Raw genomic sequence first — 22,336 nt, 5'->3', positions numbered from 1 at the left:
GGTCCACGGTCGGCGCAGGGACCGTCCACGTGCGAAATCCGTGACCATGCGGTGACCGGCGAACCTTTTCCCGCCCCAGGCGTTCAGACGCCGCTGACACAGCATTAAATGTCAGCCTCCACAACGAGGATACTTTCCATGGCGACCGTTACGATCGAGGGCACCGACTACACTTATGACCTGGCGATGATCGGCAGCGACGCCCTTGCCGACACCCTGATCGGAAACGACGACCTCGTTCGTTACTTCATCGACGGACTTGGGCTGAACGACAAACTGACCGGTGCCGGCAACGACGACATCCTGGTCGGCGGCTTCGGGTCCGACACCCTGAAGGGCCGCGCCGGCGACGACATCCTGATCGGCGACCATCTCACGGCGACCGGCCAGATCGTCGGCGATTTTCACCGGGACGACGACGACTGGGAAGACGACGACGATGACGGGCATCATGCGGGAGCAGTCAGCCCGCCGGGCGCCAACGCCAACTGGAAGGCCTGGGAGAACTACGAGAACCGCCTGAAGGAGTTCTTCGATCATCTCGATCCGACGCTCACCTACAAGCTGAACGGCGTCGTGATGACGGCGGAGGAGCTGTCGGCCGCCTGGGCTGCCTACAACGACGACCTGACGATCGACGACGTGCATGTGATCACCGGCAAGAAGATCGAGAACACCAACGGCAACGACACGGCGAACCACGACATCACCGACAATCTCGCCCTGTGGGCGGACCTCACCGACAGCGACGAGGACCAGACCGAGGCGGCCGCTTTCCTCGATTTCGGCACCGTCCAGGTCTTCCACCCCGGTGACCACGTCGTGGTGATCGACACGGCTGTCTTTTCCGGCCCGTCGAGCAACTACACGCTGCTGGTCGGTCCGGACAGCGTGCTGGTGCGCGACAATGTCGGTAGCGACGGCCTCGATGCCCTGCTCGGCGTCGAGCGCATGGAGTTCGCCGATGTGACGCTCCATACCGACTGGTTCTCCGGCGTCGCCTCGCTGCCCGGGCACCAGCTCGACGACCTCACCGACATGTACATCGCCTATTTTGACCGCGCTCCCGACGCGCTCGGTCTGTGCTATTGGGCGAGCCGGCTGGCCGACGGCATGAGCCTGCTGGAGATCGCCAAGAGCTTCTTCGTCCAGCCCGAGACCTTGGCCACCTTCCCGGCGAGCCAGTCGACCGTCGCATTCGTCACGCATGTCTACAACAACATGCTCGGACGGGACCCCGACGCGCCCGGGCTGAACTATTGGGTGCACGATCTGGAAACCGGCGCCATTGGCCGCGACTACTTCATGGTGGCGGTGATCTACGGCGCCCAAGCCTCGACCGGCAGTGCAGCCGACGCTCAGTACCTCGCCAACAAGCACGCCATTGGCGAGGATTTCGCCATCAATGCCGGATTGAGCGAGGTTGCCTGGGCGCAGGCCGTCATGCAGGGCGTCGACGGCTCGGCAGCCAGCGTCGCCGCCGCCCATGCGCAGGTCGATAACTACTCGGCCACGGCGAGCGCCGGCGGCCACCTGGTCGTCGAGCTGATTGGCGTCGCCGGGTAGTCCTCACCTCCAACGCGACTCACTACTGGGAGCGCGCCACTCCGTGGCGCTCATGCGGACCGCGGGCGTCCCGCACGCTCATGACGATGAGCGGGCGGGACGCCCGCGGTCCAGAAGTGCATGAGCGCCACGGAGTGGTGCGCTCCCGGCACGCTCGTCTGTCGGGCTCCGGCGCACCTTCAAAGAGAAGGCTCAGATCGCCTCGGCACCGAACGTCGCGCACCAATGGGCGTGACGTTCCTTGGCGACTCTATCGCGGACGAACGCCAGCGCCTCGTCGTCCAGGCGCTCGACTTCCTCGAGCACGAAGCTCGCCGCACCGCTCGCGTTCCACGCCGCCTGCAACGTGCGGTGCGGACTGGTTCCCAGGCGCAGCGCGAACCAGAGCCGGTTCTGGATCGTCGCAAGGTTGCAGGCCCATCCGATCCACCGTCGACCGCTCGCCAAGCAGCGCACAGCATAGATGCCGCCGATCACCTTGCGCTCCTTGTAAGCGGCAATGGCCGCCTTCTTCTCCCTGGGCGTCACGTTACCGACCTCCGGTTCAACTGGTTTGCTGCACATTATTATCCGGATATTATTGACGCAAGCAGTTTCATCCGGATAAATAATTGTCATGTTGAATCCCCAGGCCAAGACCTGCACCGCATTCGACAGGTTTCAGCGAATTGCACAGGGGTCGCTGGCCGACGTCGCCCTCGCCGTGAGGACGGCCCTGTTGGAAAACCCGGACGCGTCGATCCTCGTCTTCGACGACGTGACGGGTTCGGTGATCGACCTCGATGTCCGGGGTACCGCGGCCGAAATCGTGAGCCGTCTCGCCGGACCGGCACCGGCGGCCCAACCAAGTGACCAAGGCGGGGAATCGCCACCAGCCAGCCGCAGTCGCGGCAGGCCGCGTCTCGGCGTCGTCGCCCGGGAGGTCACCCTCCTGCCCCGCCATTGGCAATGGCTGGCGCAACAGCGGGGGGGCGCGTCCGCCGCCCTGCGGCGCCTGGTCGACGAGGCGCGACGTATCGATCACGGCCGAACGCAGGTCCGCGCCAACCGGGAACGTGCCTATCGCTTCATGTCGGCCTTGGCAGGCAACCTTGCAGGGTTCGAGGAGGCGACACGGGCCCTGTTCGCCGGCGAGCGCGAACGCTTCGAGCAATGCACGGCTTCCTGGCCCGCCGATGTCCGGACGCAGGCCCATCGGCTGGCCTGGAGCGAGCTGCCCGCGATGGACGGCAGCGGCGACGAAGGCTGACAAACTCCGCCCCCGTGAGAATGCCTTGGGGCGCTCGCCTCTTTGTTGGGAGCGCGCCACTGATGGCGGACTGGACCGCGGGCATCCCGCCCGCTCATGGCGCGGCTCGGCTCGGGCGCCGGTCTGCCGCGCCCCTGCCGAACGCGCCCTCATCATGCTCATGAGCGGCCGGGACGCCCGCGGTCCGCATGAGCGTCATCTTGGCGGAGTTTACTCCGCCATCAGTGGCGCGGTCCCAGCGATAGGCGCCGTCTTCCCAGGCGAATAAGCCCAACAGTGTGAGATGGTCCAACTCTCGTTTTTGGGTTCAAAGCGCCGACGTGAACTCGGGGGCCGCATTGCATTCCCCGGGGCCGACTCCTATCGTTGCGTCAACGGAGGGCGCGCTCGTCGCCCGGAAAAATGGGAGAAGGACAGCCATGCGTCCCCTCGGCGTCGTGCTGTCGATATTCTGGGTGGCCTTCGTCGGCTTCGGATCCTGGTACGGCCTGACGCTGGGCTCGCCCTATCTCGATTGGCTCGTGCGCCTCGTTTCGGTACCGGTCGACAAGGTGCCCAAAACCGCGCCGATCAGCGGGTTCGGCCTCTATTGGCAGCTGATCGATCCGGCACCGCTGTTCATGCTGATGCTCCTGCCAGTCATCGTCGCCTGGCTCCTCGCGGCTCTCGCCTCGTGGTTCGTGGACTGACCGCCTCGCCCATCGCGGCGAGTTGAGGACAAGGCGATTGGTTAGAGTAGCCGGCCCGCTCGCCCGCCTCGCTTCGAAAGTAAATCGTAACGTCGACGCGAATTGGCTCTCGACCGAGCGCCTGCTCGGGGGGCACATTCCGCATCGAAACCGCAACATCGAGTGATCAACGTGTCGACTCCCCTCTCCGATTTCGCGCTCGCAGTCGCAAGCCTCGTCAACCCGGCAAACGGCGGCTACACCGCCTACACCTATGAAACGGTCGGCCTCACGACCCCCACCAAGGAGCCGATTGCAACTCTGACGGGAACAGAGCACCCCACCATCTACACCGACTGCTCGGGCTGGGTGAACTACGCGCTGAACACCGTGGCGCCGATCCATCAGGCGGTCGAATTGGCTGCCCGGCTGATCCCCTACTTCAATCCGGGCAACCAGCCGGCGCTCGACGAAAGCGCCTGGCCGTGGTCGCGAGCCGACGTGCTGTCCTACTTCTTCGGCGAGATGGCGGACGGCAGCAACGGGTTCGTCTCCGTGTCGGACTTCGCGACGCTTCAAGCCGGCGACCTGATCGCCTACGGGACGGGGATCTACACCAATCCAACGCATTCGAGCACGGCCCCGCCGCCGAGCTCGGGCTCGGCGCTGATCCCGACCCAGGACACCGGCCACACCATGATCGTGGTTGGTACACCCTCCCTGGCGCCGCAATCCGAATGGGGTACGACACAGAGCAACGGGCTGGCCCCGAACGTGGCCAACGTCTACGCCGTGCAGGTCGTCGACAGCAGCGACATCCTGCACTTCGACGATTCGCGGAAGTATGCGCCAGTCGAGGACAATCCTCCGAACCTGCCTGCCGGCATTCCGCAGTCCAGCCTGGTGTCCGGCGGGGTGGGGATCGGCACGCTGTGGTTCTCGACCGACGCAAGCGGCACGCCCCTGCAGTTCCGCTTCGATCTCGGCGACCCCTGGTTCGCGAATACCCTGGCAGGCGTCCAGAATGGCGACGCCGCCGTCCTGATCAACGCCGGGCGGCTCACCAGCACCATCGAGTTGTCGGGCAGCATGCTCGACCCCAACGGCAACCTGATCGTCACGGCGTTCGCCGATGCGGCACCGGTGCTGAACGGCGTGGCCTACAATACCCAGATCGAGACCGTGACCGGTACCGGAGGCCTCTACGTCCAGGGTGAAGGCACGATCCAGCTCGGCGCCGGCAACAGCTTCACGGGCGGCGTCAGCATCGCCAATGCGGCGGTGTCGCTTGCCGGCGCCGACGCGGCAGGAAGCGGCATCGTCACCTTCGTCGACGCGTTCGACTCGACCCTGGTGCTGCAGAACGCCGCCGCCGTGCCGTCCGCCACCCTGCTGGGTTTCTCGGCAGGCGACTCCATCGGCCTTCCCTACGATCCGTTCACGCCTCTCGATCACGCGGTGTGGATCCAGGCCGGCGGCGCGGGCGGAACGCTCGCCATCGCGAATGGGGCGGGTACGCCGATCGCCAAGCTCAGCCTGAACGGCATCTACTCGAGCAGCCAGTTCATCGTGAACGGCGACGCCGACGGCAACACGGTGGTGACGACGACGGCCACGTCGCCGATCACCGTCCACGACGATGCCTACATCGTCCTGCAAGGCCAGTCGCTCTCGATCGCCGCCGCGTCGGGTGTGCTGACGAACGACCAGAACGTGCCGTCGGCGTCGCTGGTCGGCAACGTGGCGCATGGCGCTTTGCAGCTCGCGGCAGACGGCGGATTCTCCTACACGCCCACCGCCGGATTCACCGGCGCCGACACGTTCTCCTACGACGCCAACAACGACGGGTCGGCCGACGCGCAGGCGCAGATCTACGTCGTTCCCGTGTTGACGGGCACCACGACGACGCTGAACCTGCTCGCGCTCAGCACCCAGCAGCTGGTCGCAGCGACCTACGACGCCTATTTCGGCCGCGCCCCCGATGCCAACGGGTTCGCCTTCTGGGTCGGCCAGTTCAATGCTGGCCAGGGCAGCGTCGCCACCGTGCTCGGCAACATCGCGAGCTCTTTCGCCATCAGCAGCGAGGCCGAGGCCCTCTATCCTTTTCTCGCCGATCCCCAGGACGCCACGCCGGCGCAGATCGGCGCCTTCATCGACAGTGTCTACGACAATCTCTTCAATCGCCTGTCCGACGCGGGAGGGCTGGCGTATTGGACGAGCCAGGTCCAGGAGACCCTGGCGTCGGGCGGCTTCGTCGGATCGGTCCTGGTCGACATCATGGCCGGCGCCCAGAACAGCACGGCAGGCCAGGACATCTCGACCTTGATGAACCGGATCGCGGTCGGCCTGGAGTACGTCCACGACCAGCAGCTATACGGTTCGCCCTGGTCTGCGGCGAACGATGCAGCGGACGCAACCGCCCTGCTGCAGAACGTGACGTCCGATCAGCAATCTCTCCTGCTCGGCATCGCGCAGGCGCAGAACCTCGTGCTGGGCGATTTGAGCTGAGGTCTCTTCGTTTCCTCCCCCGTAATCGGGGGAGGTGGCCCGTATACGGACAAGGAACGCCTCGGTCGAGCTCCATCTGATTCCGACGTCGGAGTCAGAGACATCTCGAGTGTGGCCTTCCCCCTTCGCCCCGTATGACGGGGCACCTCCCCCGATTACGGGTCCCGATTACGGGGGAGGCACGCAAGACGAGAACGTGCCCCTCGCCCAGGCGCAGGCGGCCGCCATCGCCGCGTCGGCACCGCCGACGATGCCGACCCAGAACAGGAAACCGTGGTTCATTCCGGCGCAGCGCACGATCTCGACCGGCACCCCCGCCTCGCGCAGTCGCTCGCCGTAACGCTCCGCCTCGTCGCGCAGCGGATCGTACTGGGCGCTGACGACATAGGCCGGAGGCAGCCGGGCGAGGCTCGCCGCGCGCAGCGGCGAGGCGAGTGGGTTGTCGGCCTCGGCGGGATCGCCGAGATAGTGGTTCCAGAACCATTCCATGGTGCCGCGGGTCAGCCCGTATCCTTCGGCGTTCTCGACATAGGAGGGCGTGCCCGGCGTGTGGTAGTCGGTCACCGGGTAGAGCAGCATCTGGCCGCACAGCATCGGGCCGCCCTCGTCGCGCAGGCGGAGCGCCGTGACGGCCGCCATGTTCCCGCCGGCGCTGTCGCCGGCAACCATGATGCGCGACGGATCGGCGCCGAGCTTGGCGGCATGCGCGGCCAGCCAGCGCGTCGCTGCCAGGCAATCGTCGGGACCGGCCGGAAACTTGTGCTCGGGTGCGAGGCGATAGTCGACCGAGGCCACCACGCATCCGATCCCGGCCGCGAGATTGCGGCACATGCCGTCATGCGTATCGAGGCTGCACAGCACGAAGCCGCTGCCGTGAAAGAACACCAGCAGGGGGAACGGCCCCTTGCCGTGCGGCGTGTACAGGCGCACGCCGAGCGGGCCACCCGGTCCATCGATGCTGTGCATCGCAACGCCGGCCACCTCGGCCGGCGTCGCCATCGCCGCGATGCGCGCCTCGTAGAGCCGCCGCGCTTCGGCGACCGGCAGCGTATGGGTCGCCGGCACGCCGCTGCCGCGATCGAGCAGCATCTGGATTTGCGGATCGACAGGCATGACCTTCTTCCCTTCTCCCTCGTTGCGGCAGCTTCTAGCGGCTCGACGCGCGGTTGACCACGAACAGCAGGGCGAGCGGCGCGGTCGCGAGCGGCACCAGGGTCAACAGGTGAAAGGCGTTGATGTAGCCGATCATGCTGGCCTGGCGCTGGATCTCCGAGGCCAAGCGGGCAAGCACGTCGCGGCCACCCGGATCGCCGAACATCGCGATCCATGGCCCCAGGAGATCACGGGTGAACAGCGTCACCGAGCTCGCGAGGCTGACGCTGGCCTCGGCCGTCGAATGGGCGAACACGACCAGCGTCAGCGAGACGAAGATGCTGCTGCCCAGCATGCGGATCAGCGAGAACAGGGCATTGCCCTGGGTCATCAGCGGAACCGGCAAGGTCGAGAAGGAGAGCACGGCCATCGGCGTATAGCAGAGCCCGAATCCGAAGCCGTGCAGGATGTTGCTCCACATCACGTCCTGGGTGGTGAGCGTTATTCCCAGAGAGCCCATCCACAGTCCGGCGACCGCCTGGATGCCGAGACCCAGGCACAGGCAAAGCCGCGGGTTGAAGCGCGTCAGCTGGGCGACGACGCAGAACGAGGCCAGATTGCCGAGCCCGCGCGCGGCGACGAGATAGCCGATCATCGCCTCCGGATAGCCCATCAGCTCCTGCAGCAGGGGCGGAAACAGCACCATGGGCGTGTACTGCAGCATGCCCATGACCAGCACGAGAGCGGTGCCGACGACGAAGTTGCGATCCCTGAACAAGGCGGGCTGGAAGATCGGCGCAGGCGCCGTCGCCATGTGGATCGCGAACATGATCGAGAACACGACGGCGGCGATGCACTCGGCGATGATCTCGGGCGACTGGAACCAGTCGTTGCGCTGGCCGCGATCGAACATCAGCTGGGCGCCGGCGATCGCCAGGCCGATGAACACGAAGCCGACAAGGTCGAAGCGCGGCGCCGTCCCTTTCTCGCGATCCGTGAGCGCGAGGATCACCGTGAGCGCGGCGATCGCGCCCAGCGGCAGGATGAGGAAGAACGTCCAGCGCCAGCTCAGAAGCTCCGACACCAGGCCGCCGAAGGTCGGCCCGAGGATCGGCCCCATCACGCCGCCAACGCCCCACATCATGATGATGAAGGGATGCTGGCTGCGATGAAAGCTGGCCAGCAGGATGGTCTGGCCCATGGGAAAGATCGGCGCGCCGAACGCGCCCTGCGCCACGCGCAGCGCCAGCATGGTCTCGAGCGAATCGACGAGCCCGCACAGCATCGAGGCACCGGTGAACCCGACCACGGAGCAGACCATCAGGGTGCGCCAGCCCAGCGTGGCGGCGAGCCAGCCGGTCAACGGCGTGGCGATGGCCGTGGCCACCAGATTGAAAGTCAGCACCCAGGAAATCTGGTCCTGGGTGGCGGACAGTGCGCCCTTGAGCTGGGGCAGGATGACGGTGACGCTGGTTGCCGTCAGCCCGAACAGGATCGTCGTGAACTGCACCGACAGCAGAATCAGCCACTGTCGTGCCGAGAGCGATCCCATGGCGGTACGTTAGGGCGGTCACGCCCCGCGGCAACGGGCGAAAATCGGCTGCGAAACGGCGGTTTGCCACTCGGCTCCGGCGTGCGCTGCAACATCGCGCCCTGCAATCAATTCTATTACAGTAAAATGGCGTAGAGCTTGCGTGTCGGGATGGGTGTCGCGGCGCTCCCGAAACGGGCATGAGGCGGAAGCATGTTACGCATTCCAAGACGTCATGGGCACTTCGTATTCGGCGTCATTCAGGCAGGGCTGACATCGGCGGTCGCCGCCGCGATCGCCTGTGCGCCCTTCCTCGCCGAGTCGACCTTCCTGGAACATTGGCTCGTGTCCTGGACGATCGCCTGGGCGACCATGATCCCCGTTGTCCTCCTCGCCGCACCCGCGATCCGTCGACTCGTGAACCTCATGACCGTGGCGACCGACTGAGCGCCAGGCCAGCCGACGAGGACCGCAAGCAGATCGCGCCAAGCCGACCGTGCCGACCGACCGAGCGCCAAGTCAGCCGGCGAGGACCGCAAGCAGACTGCGCCAAGCAGACCGTGGCGACCGACTGAAGGCCACGTCAGTCGGCGAGACCTGCGAGCAGACGACGCCAGGCGGCAATCTCGCGGTCCGGCCGAAAGAGCGGCGCCCGCTCTCGCAACGCGCGACGGAGCCGGGCGACGAAGCTCGGCTCGCACTCGATCCGCCGCATCAGGCGGGCAAGCTTCTCCGTATCGCCGACGGGAAAGTACCCGGGATAGTCGCCGCCGAGCAGGCCGACATTGCCGTCCATCCGCGAGGCGAGAACCGGGACGCCGGCGACGACAGCCTCGGAGACCACGTTGGCGCCGCCTTCGCTCGTCGACGAGATGACCATGGCGTGACTGCGGGCCAGCAGCCGGCGCACCGTGGCGGCGGGAACATCGTCGCGCCAGTGATAGCGCGGATTGGCCGCCATCTCGGCCGTCGCCTCCCCTGCCCATTGGTCGGTGTAGGCCCGGCCGACCTGCTCGACGCGAACGCGGCTGTCCGCCGGCAGGAGGCGCGCCGCCGCGGCGGCGCGCAGCGGGTCCTTGACGTCGCGCAGGTGACCGATCACCGAGACGATCACGGCCCGTCGGCTGGGCCGATTGCCATTCGGCAGCGGCAGCGCCGACTGGTAGATGACGGAGAGTCGCTCCCGCAATTGCCTGGGCACGACGCGCCATGCGAGATCGTTCAGCGCCACCAGGCGGTCGGCCAGCGCCATGGAGCGCAGCGTCGGCACCGGATCGCTCGAAATGTAGTCGTAGATGTCGGTGCCGCTCAGCTGCAGGATCAGCGGCCGCCCGGGATGGCGCGCCTTGAAATCGGCGATCGGCCCGGCGCTGCGCCAGGCGTGCACGGCGACCATCAGATCGGCTGGCCGGCCGTCATAGTCGGCCGCCAGGTGCACGCGGTGGCCGAGATGGCGCAGAATGCGCGCCCAGCGCGCCGCGGCGATCCTGTTGCCGGTGCGTGAAGTCGGACCCGACGGTGTGATAAGGACGATGTTCATGGATCATGGCCAAGCCCATCGGCCGACCAGCGGGGCGTCCGCTGCCGAACTAGGGGCGCAACTGCGCGAGGCCCGTCTTCGCACGCGGCGTTTGACGGAAGATCTGGCATCGACCGAATTGTTGGGTCCGCGCCTCGATATCGTCAACCCGGTGCTGTGGGAGATCGGCCACGTCGCCTGGTTCCACGAGCATTGGACGCTGCGCCACCTCGCCGGCCGCGCGCCGCTTATCGAGCGCGCCGACAGGCTGTGGGATTCGAGCGCGGTGCCGCACGCCACGCGCTGGCAGCTCGACCTGCCGGACCGCGCCGGCACCTTCGCCTACATGGCCGATGTCCTCGCCCGGCAGGAGGAGCTGCTGGCCACTGCCGACGAGGACGCGCGCTACTTCTACGAGCTCGCCATCCGCCACGAGGATATGCACGTCGAGGCCCTGACCTACACGCGCCAGACCCTGGCCTATGCCCCGCCGGTCGGCCTGGGTGGTGCGCCTCTGCCGGCCCGCGGAGCCTTGCCAGGCGACATCGCGATCCCCGGCGGCGCCTGGCGGCTCGGCTCGACGCCCGCCGACGGCTTCGTCTTCGACAACGAGAAATGGGCCCACGAGACCGTCCTGTCGCCCTTCAGGATCGCCCGAGCGCCGGTCACCAATGCCGACTTCGCCGCCTTCATCGAGGCCGGCGGTTATCGCACGCGGGAATTCTGGAGCGATGCCGGTTGGCAATGGCGCGACCGTCGCGCCGCCGAGCGCCCGGTCTACTGGTTGCCCCGGCGCGACGGCGTGTGGACGGCCCGCCGCTATCGCCAGATCGAGGAGATCGCTCCTCACGCGCCGGTCGTCTTCGTGTCCTGGTTCGAGGCCGAGGCATGGTGCCGCTGGGCCGGGCGGCGCCTGCCGAGCGAGGCCGAGTGGGAAGCCGCCGCCGTCGGCGTACCGTCGGCCGACGGCACGCGCCTGGCGCACGACCGGCGGCGCTGGCCGTGGGGCGACGCGCCACCCTCGCCGCGCCATGCCAACCTCGATTTCGCGCATGACGCGCCGGTCGATGTCGCCGCCTGTCCCGAGGGCGACAGCGCCTTCGGCTGCCGGCAGATGATCGGCAATGTCTGGGAATGGACGTCGTCCGAATTCCTGCCCTTCGCCGGCTTCGCCGCCGATCCCTACAAGGACTACTCGCAGCCCTGGTTCGGCTCGCGCAAGGTGCTGCGTGGCGGCGGCTGGGCGACCAGTGCCCGCATCGCTCGCCCGGCCTATCGCAACTTCTTTACGCCCGACCGCTGCGACGTGTTCGCGGGCTTCCGCACCTGCGCCTTGTGACAACCGGCATTGTCGATGCCCAATAATGCGTCTGCCCTTCAACTCGTGCTGAGCGGCGATCCGGCGCTGTTCGCGATCGTCCTGCTGGCGCTCGTCGTCAGCCTGTCGGCGGTGCTGCTCGCCGCCTTGATCGGCGTGCCGCTGGGCGCCCTGATCGCGCTGACGTCGTTCCGCGGCCGCGACGGCGTGATCGTGCTCTTGAACACCATGATGGGATTGCCGCCGGTCGTGGTCGGCCTGATCGTCTATCTTGCGCTGTCGCGCTCCGGACCACTCGGCGCGTGGGGGCTCCTGTTCACGCCGCAGGCCATGGTGATCGCCCAGACCATCCTGGTTGCGCCGATCATCGCCGCGCTGTCGCGCCAGACGATCGAGGATCTGTGGCTCGAGTATCGCGACGAGCTCATGGCGATGAACGTGAGATGGCTGGGCAGGGTCGGCACGCTGGTGTGGGATGCCCGTTTCAGCCTGATCACCGCCCTGCTGGCAGGCTTCGGCCGCGCCGCGGCGGAGGTCGGCGCCGTCATCATCGTCGGCGGCAACATCGAGGGATACACGCGCACCATGACGACGGCGATCGCGCTCGAGACGTCGAAGGGCGATCTGGCGCTGGCGATCGGGCTCGGCATCGTCCTCATGGCGATCGTGCTGATGGTCAACGCCCTCGCCTGGGCCGTGCGACGCGCCGCCGAGCGGCTCGCCGGATGAGCGGCGCGGACCTGCCGATCCGGTTCGACAATGTCACGATTGCCACCGGCAATGCGACGATGCTCGATCGCGTGACCTTCACCATTTCGGCCGGTGCCCCGACCGTGCTGATCGGGCCGAACGGCGCCGGCAAGACGACTCTGCTGCGTGCCGCCATGGGCCTGGTTGCACCGGTGCGCGGCACCATCACCTGGCAAGGCCGCGACCATGTGCCCCCGGTTCGCCGGGCCATCGTCTTCCAGCGTCCCACGATGCTGCGCCGCAGCACTGCTGCCAATATCCGCTACGCGCTCCGCGCCGCGCGCATTGCCCGCGACCGGCATGACGAAGTCATCGACAAGCTCCTCGCCCTGGTCGGGCTCGAGCACGCCGCCGAGCGGCCGGCGCGGCGCCTGTCGGCCGGCGAGCAGCAACGGCTCGCCCTCGCCCGCGCGCTCGCCCGCGCTCCCGATGTACTGTTTCTCGACGAACCGACCGCGAGCCTCGACCCCGCCTCGACCAAGGCGATCGAGGACGTCATTCGCACGGTCAGCCAGCGCGGCATCAAGGTGCTGCTGTCGACGCACGATCTCGGCGAGGCGCGCCGCCTGGGTGGCGAGGTCGTGCTGCTGCATCGCGGCCGCGTCGTCGAGGCCGCGGCCGCGGCCGACTTCTTCGAGTCACCCCTCACCGACGAGGCGCGCAGGTTCATCGCCGGCGAGCTGCTCGTCTGACCCGCACGCTGGAGGCATGCCATGAACATCCGCCGCCGATTGTTCACCCTGTTGGCCGTCGCCGTTCTGTCGTTCATCGCCGCCGCGCCGGCGGCGCTCGCCCAGAAGGCCACGATCCTGGTCGCCTCGACGACCTCGACCCAGGATTCCGGTCTGTTCGGCCATCTGCTGCCCCTGTTCAAGGCCGCGACGGGCATCGAGGTCAAGGTCGTGGCGCTCGGCACTGGACAGGCGCTCGACGTCGGCCGGCGCGGCGATGCCGACGTCGTGTTCGTCCATGCCAGGCCCGAGGAGGAGAAGTTCCTCGCCGAAGGCTACGGCGTCAGGCGTTATCCCGTGATGTACAACGATTTCGTGCTGATCGGGCCTGGAAGCGATCCGGCGGGCGTGAAAGGTTCAACCGACATCGCCGCGGCGTTGCGCGCCATCAAGGACAAGAAGCTTCCCTTCATCTCGCGCGGCGACAGGTCGGGCACGCACGTCGCCGAGCTCCGGTTGTGGAAGGATGCCGGCATCGATATCACGGCCGACAGGGGCGACTGGTACAAGGCGATCGGCCAGGGCATGGGCGCCGCGCTGAACACGGCCGCGGCCGCCAATGCCTATCTGCTGGCCGACCGCGGTACCTGGCTGTCGTTCCGCAACAAGGCCGACCTTGCGATCGTCGTGCAGGGCGACAAGCGGCTGTTCAACCAATACGGCGTCATACTGGTCAACCCGGCGAGGCATCCGACAGTGCAGAAGGAGGCAGGCCAGCGCTTCATCGACTGGCTGATCTCGCCGCAAGGCCAGCGCGCCATCGCCGACTACAAGGTCGGCGGCGAGCCGCTGTTCTTCCCCAACGCCGGCGATCCGAATGCGTAGCAAATTCTCCTCCCCGACTTCGTTGGGGAGGTGTCGCCGTCTTAGGGCGACGGAGGGGTCATGGTCTTTTGGACCGCGGGCGTCCCGACCGCTCATGGAATAAGCATGAGCGGGCGGGACGCCCGCGGTCCGCATGATTCATGACCCCTCCGTCGCCCTAGGACGGCGACACCTCCCCAGCAGAGCTGGGGAGGAATTATGAGTAAAGTAGAGCCAACAGGGGAACCGGGGAGAGCATGTACAAATCCATCCTTGCGATATCCGAGGGCGGGCCGGATGCCGTGGTGTCGTTCGGCCTCGCGGCCCGGATCGCGCGCATGTTCGGCGGCACGGTCGACGCCGTTCACTTTGCCGAGACCCATCAGGGCGATCTCGACATTGCCTCGCAAGCCATGCCGTTCCTCAAGCGGCTTTCCGACGACAGGCTGAGATCGCGTGCCGCCGAGTCCAAGCGGGCCTTTCACGACCTGCTCGAACCGCTCGGCGGGTCGACCTTCGCCGGCGGCGACGACATGACACGCGACCGGCTGATCACGCTCGGCCGCTATGCCAGCCTGGTGCTGCTCGGCCGGCCGGGCGCCGATGCCGAGAACATCGCGCCATCGACCGTCAGACACGTGCTCTACGACTGCGCCCGCCCCGTCGTGATCGCACCGCCCAATCTTCCATCCCACCCGCCCACTTCCGTGGTCGTTGCCTGGAACGGCAGCGCACAGGCGGCGCGCGCCGTCGGTGCCGCCCTGCCCTTTCTGGAGAAAGCGAGCAAGGTTATCGTCATGGCCGGCGCCGAGCCCAACGCGGTCGGTGCGCCGCGCCTCGTGCGCTACCTCGCACGCCGCGGCATTGCCGCGAGGGTCGAGGCCATGGATGCCGGCGCGGTGTCCGGGCGCGCACGGGGCCGCGCGCTGCTGGGATATGCCCGGGACAAGGAGGCCGATTTCCTGGTTATGGGCGCCTACGGCCACGGGCAGCTGAGCAACTTCCTCGGCCTCGGCGGCGCCACCGCCAAGGTGATCTCGTCCTGCCCGATACCGCTGCTGCTGGCTCACTGAAGGAGTCACCGATGGCCAACGAAGGCGACACGCTGCCGACCGCGACCCGCGTTGCCGATCCCGGCATTCGCGCCCTCTACCGGCTGGAGAACCGCTGGCAGGCCTGGCTCGACGTCGAGGCGGCGCTGGCGCGCGCGCAGGCCGAGCTCGGCATCATCCCGACCGCCGCCGCCGAGGCCATCGCCGCCAAGGCGAATCTCGGCCTGATGGACCGGACACGCATCGACGAAGGATTTGCCCGCACCGGCCACACGCTCGTTCCGCTGGTGTGGGAGCTGGGGCGCATCGTCGGCGACCCGCACGGCGGCTGGGTCCATTGGGGCGCCACGACCCAGAACATCACCCAGACTGGTGATCTCCTGGTGCTGCGCCAGGCCCACGCGGTCTTCCTGCGCCAGATCGGCGAGGCGCTGGCGGCGATGGCCGACCTGGCCGAGCGCACCGCGGACATGCCGATGGCCGGGCGCACGCACGGCCAGCATGCGGTGCCGGCCACCTTCGGCTACAAGGTCGCAGTATGGATCGACGAGCTGCTGCGCCATGTCGAGCGCCTGCAGCAGCTCGCGCCACGGCTGTTCGTCGCCATGCTGGGCGGCGGCGCGGGGACCTTCGCCTCGCTCGGCAAGCAAGGACCGCCGGTACAGCAGGCGATCGGCCGGCTGCTGGGCTTCGGCTCGATGGCCGTGCCGTCGCGCGCCCTGGGCGACCATCTGGCCGAGAACATCTGCGTGCTCGGCCTGCTGGCCGCCACCTGCGGCAAGATCGGCCGCGAGATCTACACGCTGATGAAGACCGAGTTCGGCGAGGTCGAGGAGCCCGTCCCGCCCGGCACCGTCGGCAGCTCGACCATGCCGCAAAAGCGCAATCCCAAGCTCTGCCAGGACGTCATCGCCGCGGCCGCCGAGGTGCGCGCCCAGGTGCCGCTAGCGCTGGAAGCGATGACGACTGAGCACGAGGCCGACCGCACGACCAGCCTGATGATGGACAGCGCCGAGCAGCACGCCTGCGTCGCCACCGGCGACATGCTGGGCCGCCTGGCTGAGATCATGCGCGGCCTGCGCGTCGATCCTAGGCGCATGCGGTCCAACCTCGATCTCGGCGGCGGCCTGATCATGGCCGAGGCGGTGATGCTCGACCTCGGTGCCGCAATCGGTCGACAGCACGCCCACGATGTCGTGTACGACGCCGCGCAGGCGGCGTTCGTCGAAGGCAAGCCGTTCTCCCAGCTGCTGGCCGCCGACGAGCGCCTGACCGCGCACGTCGACGCAGCCGCAATCGCCCGGCTGCTCGATCCAACCGCCTACACCGGCCTGTGCGCCGACATGGCCCGCGTCGGCGCCGCGCGGGCGCGAGCCGGCGCGGCGGGGCTTCGCTGATCGTTTTTTTCCCAGCTTTGCTGGGGAGGAGAACTCAATGAAACGTCCGACCCGAGTCGATCACCAGGGTCTGGCCGGTCGTCGTGTTGGTGCGGCACATCGTGACCACCTGGTCGGCGACGTCGTCCTTGTCGGCAGCCTTGCCGAGCAGCGAGAGGCGGCGGCCGCTCTCGATCACCTCGGGCCTGAGGTTGGCAGTCGCGCGCGTTCCCTCGAGAAGTCCCGGGGCCACGCAGTTCACCAGCACTTCGGGAGCGAGCGCCACCGCCATGCACTTGGTGAGATGGATCAGGCCCGCCTTGGAGACGGCGTAGGCGATCGACGAGCCGGTCGGGCCGAGGCCCGCCACCGAGGAGATATTGACGATCCGCCCGCTGCCTTGCCGCTTCATCACCGGGGCGACCGCCTTGGTGCAGAGCATGGGTCCGGTCAGGTTGATGTCGATGATCTTCGTCCATTCCTCGTAGGTAAGATTGTCGAGATCGGTGAACGGGATCGACTTGTTGTAGGCGGCGTCGTTGATCAGGATGTCGAGCCGGCCGAACCGCTTGACGACATCATCGACCAGCCCCTGCACCTGCTCGCGCCTGGTGACGTCGCAGGCGAAGGCGGCCGCCCCGACCTGGTGCTTTTCGAGATCGCGCGCCACTTCCTCGGCCTGGCCCCTGCTCCGGGCATAGACCACGGCGATATGGCAGCCCTGTGCGGCGAGGGCGTGACAGATGCGCTGTCCCAGCCCGCCATTGCCGCCCGTGACCACGGCAACCGTTCCCTTGAGGTCCATCTTCCCCCCGATCATGCCAATTGCTTGGTCGGAACGATATCTCATCGCCGCCGGAGGCCAAAGCACGCCCCTGCAGGGCGGCCTTGCCGCAAACCGTCTGCAACCGCACCCTGACATCGGCGTTGCGATTTCGTGAGATATGTCCCCAAGGTCAGTGGCTTGCCGCGGAAGGATGGGCAGATGAATTCGTCCGGCCGGCCGCCGCAGGCGTCAAACGATACCGGCTCCGAAACCCAGCTCGCCGACACGCTGACCGACGAGCGTCGCTTTCGCATGCTGGTCGACGCCGTCATCGACTACGCCATCTACATGCTCGATCCCGAGGGCCGGGTCAGCAACTGGAATGCCGGCGCCCAGCGCATCAAGGGCTATCGCCCGGAAGAGATCATCGGCCATCACTTCTCACGCTTTTACACGGATGAGGACCGGGCCAACGATGAGCCGCGCCGGGCGCTCGAGACGGCCATCCGCCAGGGCCGACACGAGAAAGAGGGATGGCGCGTTCGCAAGGATGGCACGCGCTTCTGGGCCAGCATCGTCATCGACCCGATATGGGCGCCCGACGGCGCCCTGCTCGGCTTCGCCAAGGTGACGCGCGACATTTCCGAACGGCGCGAGGCCCATGAACAGCTCGAGCGCACGCGCGAAACCCTGTTCCGGGCACAGAAGATGGAGGCAATCGGCAGGCTGACCGGCGGAGTCGCACATGATTTCAACAACCTGCTCGCCGCGATGATCGGCAGCCTCGAGCTCCTCCACAAGCGCGTCGGTCACGATGCCCGTGCGTCGACCCTGATCGACAACGCACTCAAGGCGGCCCATCGTGGCGCCGCCCTCACGCAGCGCATGCTGGCCTTCGCCCGCGGCCACGCGCTGCGGCCCGAGCCTGTCGATATTCTCACGCTGGTGCGCGGCATGACCGACCTGCTGCAGCGCACCCTGGGAACCATCGTGACCGTGGAAACCCGCTTTCCCCTGTCGCTGGGGCGCGTGATGGCCGATCCCAACCAGCTCGAGATGTCCCTGCTGAATCTCGCCGTCAACGCCCGCGATGCCATGCCGACCGGCGGTCCGCTGACTATTGCGGCGCGCGAGGAGACGGTGCACGGAGTCGGTGTCGAGGGCCTCCGGCCCGGCCGATACGTTTTGCTCTCGGTCACCGACCGTGGTGAAGGAATGGACGAGGAGACGCTCCGGCGCGCCACCGAACCGTTCTTCACGACCAAGGGAGTCGGCAACGGGACCGGACTAGGCCTCTCCATGGTGCACGGCATGGCCGAGCAGCTGGGCGGCCAGCTGACGCTAACGAGCGAGCGCGGCACGGGCACGACGGCGACGCTGTGGTTGCCGGTCCTGGAGGAGCATCGGCAGCCGGCACCCATGATGCCGCCGCCGCCTGCCGCCGAGCCGGAACGGTTGCTTCCGCTGTCCATTCTGGCGGTCGACGACGACCCGCAGGTGCTGGTGAACACGGGGGCCATGCTCGAGGATCTCGGCCATCGGGTGGTAACGGTGAGCTCGGCCCGGCAGGCGCTGGCGAAGCTGGCGGAGGGCGACACGTTCGACCTGGTTATCACCGATCACGCCATGCCGACGATGACGGGCGCCCAGCTCGCCGAAGAGATCGGCTGGCGCTGGCCGCGCCTGCCGGTCCTGCTCGCGACGGCCTTTGCCGAGCTGCCGCCCGGCGTCGCCGCCAACGTGCCGAAGATCACCAAACCCTATCTCCAGCATCAGCTGGCCCGCGCCGTGGCCGCGGTGATGCCAGCATGGGCCCGCATCAGCGGCCCCGTCGCCTCGGGCGAGGAGTGAGCCTCTCCAATCCCTCCCCCGTAATCTGACCCGTAATCGGGGGAGCCGGGGGAGAGCCGCACACGAGGTTTGTGAAGTTCCGACGTTGGAATCTCATGGATCTCGTCTGAGGCTTTCCCCCTCCGCCGCCTCCGGGCCAACTCCCCCGATGACGGGGGAGGAACAAGAGATGTGTCGACTCCGCAGCGCGCCGCCGGTCGTGCGCACGGCCGCGACAGCGGGTAAACCAGGGCAACAACGCGGACGAGGAGATCGATGAGCGATAACGGGTTCAGGGCGGCAGGCTATCCATGGCGCCTTCATTGCGGCCGTCAGGCGCTCGAGCAGGGGCTGAAGGAGGCGGTGCAGCGGGCTGGCGCCAGGCGTGCCTTCGTCGTCTGCTCGCCGTCGATCAACCGGCGGACCGACACGGTGCGCCGTATCGCGGCGGCGCTCGGCGAGTTCCATGCCGGCGTCTTCGATGCGATCGAGAAGGATTCGACCTATGCCTCCGTGGTGGCGGCCAGGGAGGCGGCCGCGGCGGCCGGCGCCGACCTGCTGATCGCGGTGGGCGGCGGCAGCGTCATCGTGGCGACCCGCGCCGTAGCGATCTTCCTGGCGGAGAAGGACGAGCCCTTCCGTATCATGACGCAGTATCCCGAGGGCAAGCCGGCCTTCAGTCCGCGCCTGATGGCTCCCAAGCCGCCGATCATCAACGTACCGACGACGCCGAACAGCGCGATGAATCGGGCGGGCACCGGCCTGAAGAATCCTGATCTCGACCATCGCATGGAATTCTTCGACCCCAAGACCCGGCCCCAGGCGATCTTTCTGGACGAGGAGGCGCTGCTCGCCACGCCGGCCGACCTGATCCGCTCGACCGGCACCACGGTATTCGCGGGCCTGGTCGGCGCCCGTGCCCAACTCGACGCCAACCCGCTGGCAGCAGGAGACGAGGACCAGGCTTTCCGGCTGGCCTGGCGCGCCTACCGTCGGCTCGCCGAAGAGCCCGACGAGGCGGCGCTGCGTCTCGATCTCTGCCTCGCCGCCTTCCTGCAGAACCGCGCCGAGGACGACGGCCTGCGCCGCTTCCGCGGCGGCGTCTTCTCTGGAAACTACGCGGTCTCGACCGCCCTGCACGTGCGCTATCCGCGCGTCGGCCAGGGCGAGTCGACCTCTGTCGTGCATGCCCCGAGGATCCGCCTGTCCGAGGAGATCGAGCCGCGCGGAGCGCGACGCGTCGCCGAGGCACTCGAAGTCTGGCGCGACGGCATGGCGACGCGCGACGCGGCCCTCGCGGTGGCCGATGCGCTCGAGCGGCTTTACGGGCGCATGGGCATGCCGACGCGGCTGCGCCAGCTCGACATTCCGCGCGAGGATTTCCCCCGGATCGCCGGCGAGACGGTGAAGAATTTCAACGCCAATGCCGGCGCCCGCTCCCCGGAGGCGCAGGTCGCCGAGGCGATGCGCCTGCTCGAAGCGGCCTACTGATACGGGGACACTGCATTATGAGCCGATCGATCTTGTTTCTTGCCTCGATGCTTGTGCTGGCAGTCGCGGGACCGGCCGCTGCCGGTCCGTTCGAGGACGGCCAGGAGGCCTACCGGCGCAAGAACTACTCGCGCGCCTTCAGCCTGCTGCGCCCCGAGGCGGAGCGCGGTCAGGCCCGGGCGCAGTACCTGGTCGGCCGCATGTACGAGGACGGCTTCGGCGTCGAGCAGAACTACGGCGAGGCGGCACGCTGGTACCGCGCCGCGGCCGAGCAGGGCGACCCGCTCGCCCAGCACGCGCTCAGTGTCTTCTACGCCGTCGGCTGGGGCGTCGCGGCCGATCCGGCCGAATCGGTGAAGTGGCTGCGGCGCTCGGCCGAGCAGGGCTACTATTATGCCGAGAACGACCTCGGCTCACGCTATCGAACGGGACGCGGCGTGCCGCAGGACAATGGCCTCGCCTACATGTGGCTCGACCTCGCGGCCGAGAACGCACCCGACTCGGTCAAGGGCGTGATCAACAAGGCGCGCGACGAGGTCGCCCAGGCGATGACGCCGCAGGCCATCGCCCGCGCCAAGGAGCTCGCAGCGCGCTGCAGGCAGTCCGGCTACAAGAGTTGCGATTGATACCCCTTCTCCTTCGTCATCGTGACGGAGAAGTCGTTGTCCAGGAACGACAGCTCGTCCCGGCGGACCTCGTTGACAATGCGGGCGATCGATGTCGGTCCGGCCTCGGCCATCAGCTGGATGAAGCGCGGATTCTGGCGCAAGCGCTCGCGCGCCTCCGGCTCGACGCTGTCCATGATTTCCTGGACCAGGGGACGGAAGTCGCCGATCTTCTCCTTGGGGAGCACATCGTTCCTCGTGTGCTGGGCGAAGACGATCTCATCGCGCCGCATCAGCACCTCGGCGAGATAGGGCAGCCGATCCTCGACCGAGACCAGCGCGATGCTGCGTTCACTTGGCACGTTGCGCAGTGTCTCCACCGCGCTCACACGGGCCGTGCCGGCACCGAGCACCAAGAAATCGAAGTGGCGTTGCATTCGGTCGCAGTCCTCGACTGGGATCGCGCCAGCGCGTTGCGCGCGGCCCATTGGTCGCCCCGGCATCAGTACGGTACGCCTTCGAGGGTCATGCCCTCCACCGCGGCAGCCGCGAGAAGCTCGTCGCGCATGACGAGACGTTCCGACCGGATGTACGAGATCGTCTCGAGCACATGACGGGCCATGCGGGTCTCCTGCCCGTCACGCTCCAGGCAGGCGACTATGTGGCGCTGGTGCTCGACCTCGTTCTCGGCGAGAGCCAGCATCTTATCTGCCAGCGCAAGACATTGCTGAAGGGACATTCCGCACTCCATTCTGCATGAATTCCAGCATCGATGCGGTCGGCAGGCCTTGATCCGCCTCAAGCAGGCGCGAGTGCCGATGCGGGCGCGTCCACCACCCGATTCCCTTGTTTGATTGTCGTCAAGGCAGGGCGGAGAGCAAGCGCAAGAGTGCTGCCGACGCACTGGCTTGCAGTCAGCTGCCCCGCATGGAGGACCCTGATGAACGAAGGCGGAAGGAATTTCCGGAAGGTGCTCATTGCCGTCGATGAGGATCCGATCGCAGCTCACGCAGCCGACGTCGGCATCGACCTGGCGCGCTCCCTGGGCGCCGAGATAGCCCTGGTCCATGCCATGGACGCTACGCAAGTTTACTCGGTCGAGCCGGGCATGGCGGCTGACGAAAGGGCTCAGATACTGGCGGCAGAACACGACGGCACGCGACTGATGGCGGAATTCCGCGCTCGCCTGCCGGCTGGCGCACAGGCGCTGCAGTTCGTGCCGCAGGGCGACCCCGGACCCGAGATCGTGCGCGTGGCGACTGAATGGCAAGCCGATCTCGTCGTGATCGGCAGTCACGGCCGCCGCGGCATCACCCGCGCCCTGGTCGGCAGCGTCGCCGACTGGGTGATGCGCCACGCGCCGTGTCCGGTCGTCGTGGTTCGTACAAAGTCGTGAACGCGGCTATCGCGTCGCTGGGAGGGTGTCACCACAGGTGGGGTTAGCAGGGTCCGCCTCACATCAACGACGCACGAACCGCCC

22 protein-coding genes are annotated in these 22,336 nt (G+C 67.5%); 15 read left to right on the top strand and 7 right to left on the bottom strand.

Going from position 1 to position 22,336, the window contains the following annotated elements; translation table 11 throughout:
- Positions 1–138: 138 nt before the first annotated feature.
- The gene (locus AB7O82_RS01480) at positions 139–1,566 is read left to right on the top strand and encodes a DUF4214 domain-containing protein (RefSeq protein ID WP_428556200.1); all 1,428 of its coding nucleotides are present in this window, start codon (positions 139–141) and stop codon (positions 1,564–1,566) included.
- A gap of 192 nt (positions 1,567–1,758) precedes the next feature.
- Here AB7O82_RS01480 and AB7O82_RS01475 read toward each other — a convergent pair whose 3' ends face one another.
- Positions 1,759–2,094, bottom strand: a complete 336-nt coding sequence (locus AB7O82_RS01475; protein WP_428556203.1) for a GIY-YIG nuclease family protein — start codon at positions 2,092–2,094, stop codon at positions 1,759–1,761.
- 88 nt (positions 2,095–2,182) lie between these two features.
- On the opposite strand from AB7O82_RS01475, the gene AB7O82_RS01470 reads away from it, so the two are divergent.
- The 3 genes from AB7O82_RS01470 (at position 2,183) to AB7O82_RS01460 (ending at position 5,991) form a co-directional block, all read left to right on the top strand.
- The gene (locus tag AB7O82_RS01470; protein ID WP_428556198.1) at positions 2,183–2,815 is read left to right on the top strand and encodes a DUF2239 family protein; all 633 of its coding nucleotides are present in this window, start codon (positions 2,183–2,185) and stop codon (positions 2,813–2,815) included.
- A 419-nt stretch (positions 2,816–3,234) separates the two neighbouring features.
- Positions 3,235–3,504 (top strand): hypothetical protein, encoded by a 270-nt coding sequence (locus AB7O82_RS01465; RefSeq protein WP_428547560.1) that lies wholly within the window; start codon positions 3,235–3,237, stop codon positions 3,502–3,504.
- A gap of 171 nt (positions 3,505–3,675) precedes the next feature.
- Positions 3,676–5,991: a DUF4214 domain-containing protein gene (locus AB7O82_RS01460; protein ID WP_428547557.1), complete on the top strand. Its 2,316-nt coding sequence runs from the start codon at positions 3,676–3,678 to the stop codon at positions 5,989–5,991.
- 168 nt (positions 5,992–6,159) lie between these two features.
- Here the strand turns inward: AB7O82_RS01460 and AB7O82_RS01455 are convergent, their stop codons facing one another.
- Positions 6,160–7,104 carry an alpha/beta hydrolase gene (locus tag AB7O82_RS01455; protein WP_428547554.1) on the bottom strand — a complete coding sequence of 315 codons (945 nt, stop codon included), beginning with the start codon at positions 7,102–7,104 and terminating at the stop codon, positions 6,160–6,162.
- Positions 7,105–7,138: 34 nt separating this feature from the next.
- A complete protein-coding gene (locus tag AB7O82_RS01450; protein ID WP_428547551.1) occupies positions 7,139–8,635 on the bottom strand; it encodes a DHA2 family efflux MFS transporter permease subunit in 1,497 nt (498 codons plus the stop codon).
- 192 nt (positions 8,636–8,827) lie between these two features.
- Here AB7O82_RS01450 and AB7O82_RS01445 point away from each other — a divergent pair, with 192 nt between their 5' ends.
- Positions 8,828–9,061, top strand: coding sequence for a DUF2798 domain-containing protein (locus tag AB7O82_RS01445; protein ID WP_428547548.1), 234 nt, complete (start codon positions 8,828–8,830; stop codon positions 9,059–9,061).
- Positions 9,062–9,197: 136 nt separating this feature from the next.
- Here AB7O82_RS01445 and senB read toward each other — a convergent pair whose 3' ends face one another.
- Positions 9,198–10,154, bottom strand: a complete 957-nt coding sequence (senB, locus tag AB7O82_RS01440) for a selenoneine biosynthesis selenosugar synthase SenB (RefSeq protein ID WP_428547545.1) — start codon at positions 10,152–10,154, stop codon at positions 9,198–9,200.
- Between senB and senA the strand changes: the two genes are divergently transcribed.
- The 6 genes from senA (at position 10,153) to AB7O82_RS01410 (ending at position 16,185) form a co-directional block, all read left to right on the top strand.
- Entirely contained in the window at positions 10,153–11,472 is a 1,320-nt protein-coding gene (senA, locus tag AB7O82_RS01435; protein ID WP_428547542.1) for a selenoneine synthase SenA, read from the top strand. The genes senB and senA overlap by 2 nt on opposite strands.
- 15 nt (positions 11,473–11,487) lie before the next feature.
- The gene (locus tag AB7O82_RS01430; protein WP_428547539.1) at positions 11,488–12,180 is read left to right on the top strand and encodes an ABC transporter permease; all 693 of its coding nucleotides are present in this window, start codon (positions 11,488–11,490) and stop codon (positions 12,178–12,180) included.
- Entirely contained in the window at positions 12,177–12,893 is a 717-nt protein-coding gene (locus AB7O82_RS01425) for an ATP-binding cassette domain-containing protein (RefSeq protein WP_428547536.1), read from the top strand. Before AB7O82_RS01430 ends, AB7O82_RS01425 begins: the two co-directional genes overlap by 4 nt.
- Before the next feature lie 21 nt (positions 12,894–12,914).
- Positions 12,915–13,757: a substrate-binding domain-containing protein gene (locus AB7O82_RS01420; RefSeq protein WP_428547533.1), complete on the top strand. Its 843-nt coding sequence runs from the start codon at positions 12,915–12,917 to the stop codon at positions 13,755–13,757.
- Positions 13,758–13,993: 236 nt separating this feature from the next.
- Positions 13,994–14,809, top strand: coding sequence for a universal stress protein (locus tag AB7O82_RS01415; RefSeq protein WP_428547530.1), 816 nt, complete (start codon positions 13,994–13,996; stop codon positions 14,807–14,809).
- A gap of 11 nt (positions 14,810–14,820) precedes the next feature.
- Positions 14,821–16,185 (top strand): class-II fumarase/aspartase family protein, encoded by a 1,365-nt coding sequence (locus AB7O82_RS01410; protein ID WP_428547527.1) that lies wholly within the window; start codon positions 14,821–14,823, stop codon positions 16,183–16,185.
- Between the two features lie 34 nt (positions 16,186–16,219).
- Here AB7O82_RS01410 and AB7O82_RS01405 read toward each other — a convergent pair whose 3' ends face one another.
- Positions 16,220–16,984 carry an SDR family NAD(P)-dependent oxidoreductase gene (locus AB7O82_RS01405; protein ID WP_428547524.1) on the bottom strand — a complete coding sequence of 255 codons (765 nt, stop codon included), beginning with the start codon at positions 16,982–16,984 and terminating at the stop codon, positions 16,220–16,222.
- Positions 16,985–17,149: 165 nt separating this feature from the next.
- Here AB7O82_RS01405 and AB7O82_RS01400 point away from each other — a divergent pair, with 165 nt between their 5' ends.
- The 3 genes from AB7O82_RS01400 (at position 17,150) to AB7O82_RS01390 (ending at position 20,877) form a co-directional block, all read left to right on the top strand.
- Positions 17,150–18,781 (top strand): ATP-binding protein, encoded by a 1,632-nt coding sequence (locus AB7O82_RS01400; protein ID WP_428547521.1) that lies wholly within the window; start codon positions 17,150–17,152, stop codon positions 18,779–18,781.
- Positions 18,782–19,036: 255 nt separating this feature from the next.
- Positions 19,037–20,251: an iron-containing alcohol dehydrogenase gene (locus AB7O82_RS01395; protein WP_428547518.1), complete on the top strand. Its 1,215-nt coding sequence runs from the start codon at positions 19,037–19,039 to the stop codon at positions 20,249–20,251.
- 17 nt (positions 20,252–20,268) lie between these two features.
- The gene (locus AB7O82_RS01390; protein ID WP_428547515.1) at positions 20,269–20,877 is read left to right on the top strand and encodes a tetratricopeptide repeat protein; all 609 of its coding nucleotides are present in this window, start codon (positions 20,269–20,271) and stop codon (positions 20,875–20,877) included.
- Here AB7O82_RS01390 and AB7O82_RS01385 read toward each other — a convergent pair.
- Positions 20,859–21,293 carry a DUF3734 domain-containing protein gene (locus AB7O82_RS01385; protein ID WP_428547512.1) on the bottom strand — a complete coding sequence of 145 codons (435 nt, stop codon included), beginning with the start codon at positions 21,291–21,293 and terminating at the stop codon, positions 20,859–20,861. The two genes, AB7O82_RS01390 and AB7O82_RS01385, sit on opposite strands and share 19 nt — an antisense overlap.
- 65 nt (positions 21,294–21,358) lie before the next feature.
- Positions 21,359–21,595, bottom strand: coding sequence for a hypothetical protein (locus AB7O82_RS01380; protein WP_428547509.1), 237 nt, complete (start codon positions 21,593–21,595; stop codon positions 21,359–21,361).
- A 201-nt stretch (positions 21,596–21,796) separates the two neighbouring features.
- On the opposite strand from AB7O82_RS01380, the gene AB7O82_RS01375 reads away from it, so the two are divergent.
- Positions 21,797–22,252, top strand: coding sequence for a universal stress protein (locus tag AB7O82_RS01375; protein WP_428547506.1), 456 nt, complete (start codon positions 21,797–21,799; stop codon positions 22,250–22,252).
- Positions 22,253–22,336: the final 84 nt, after the last annotated feature.

Origin of the sequence: Reyranella sp. (genome assembly GCF_050185545.1) — a bacterium.
GTDB lineage: Bacteria > Pseudomonadota > Alphaproteobacteria > Reyranellales > Reyranellaceae > Reyranella.
This window is presented reverse-complemented; position numbering and strand designations above follow the sequence as displayed.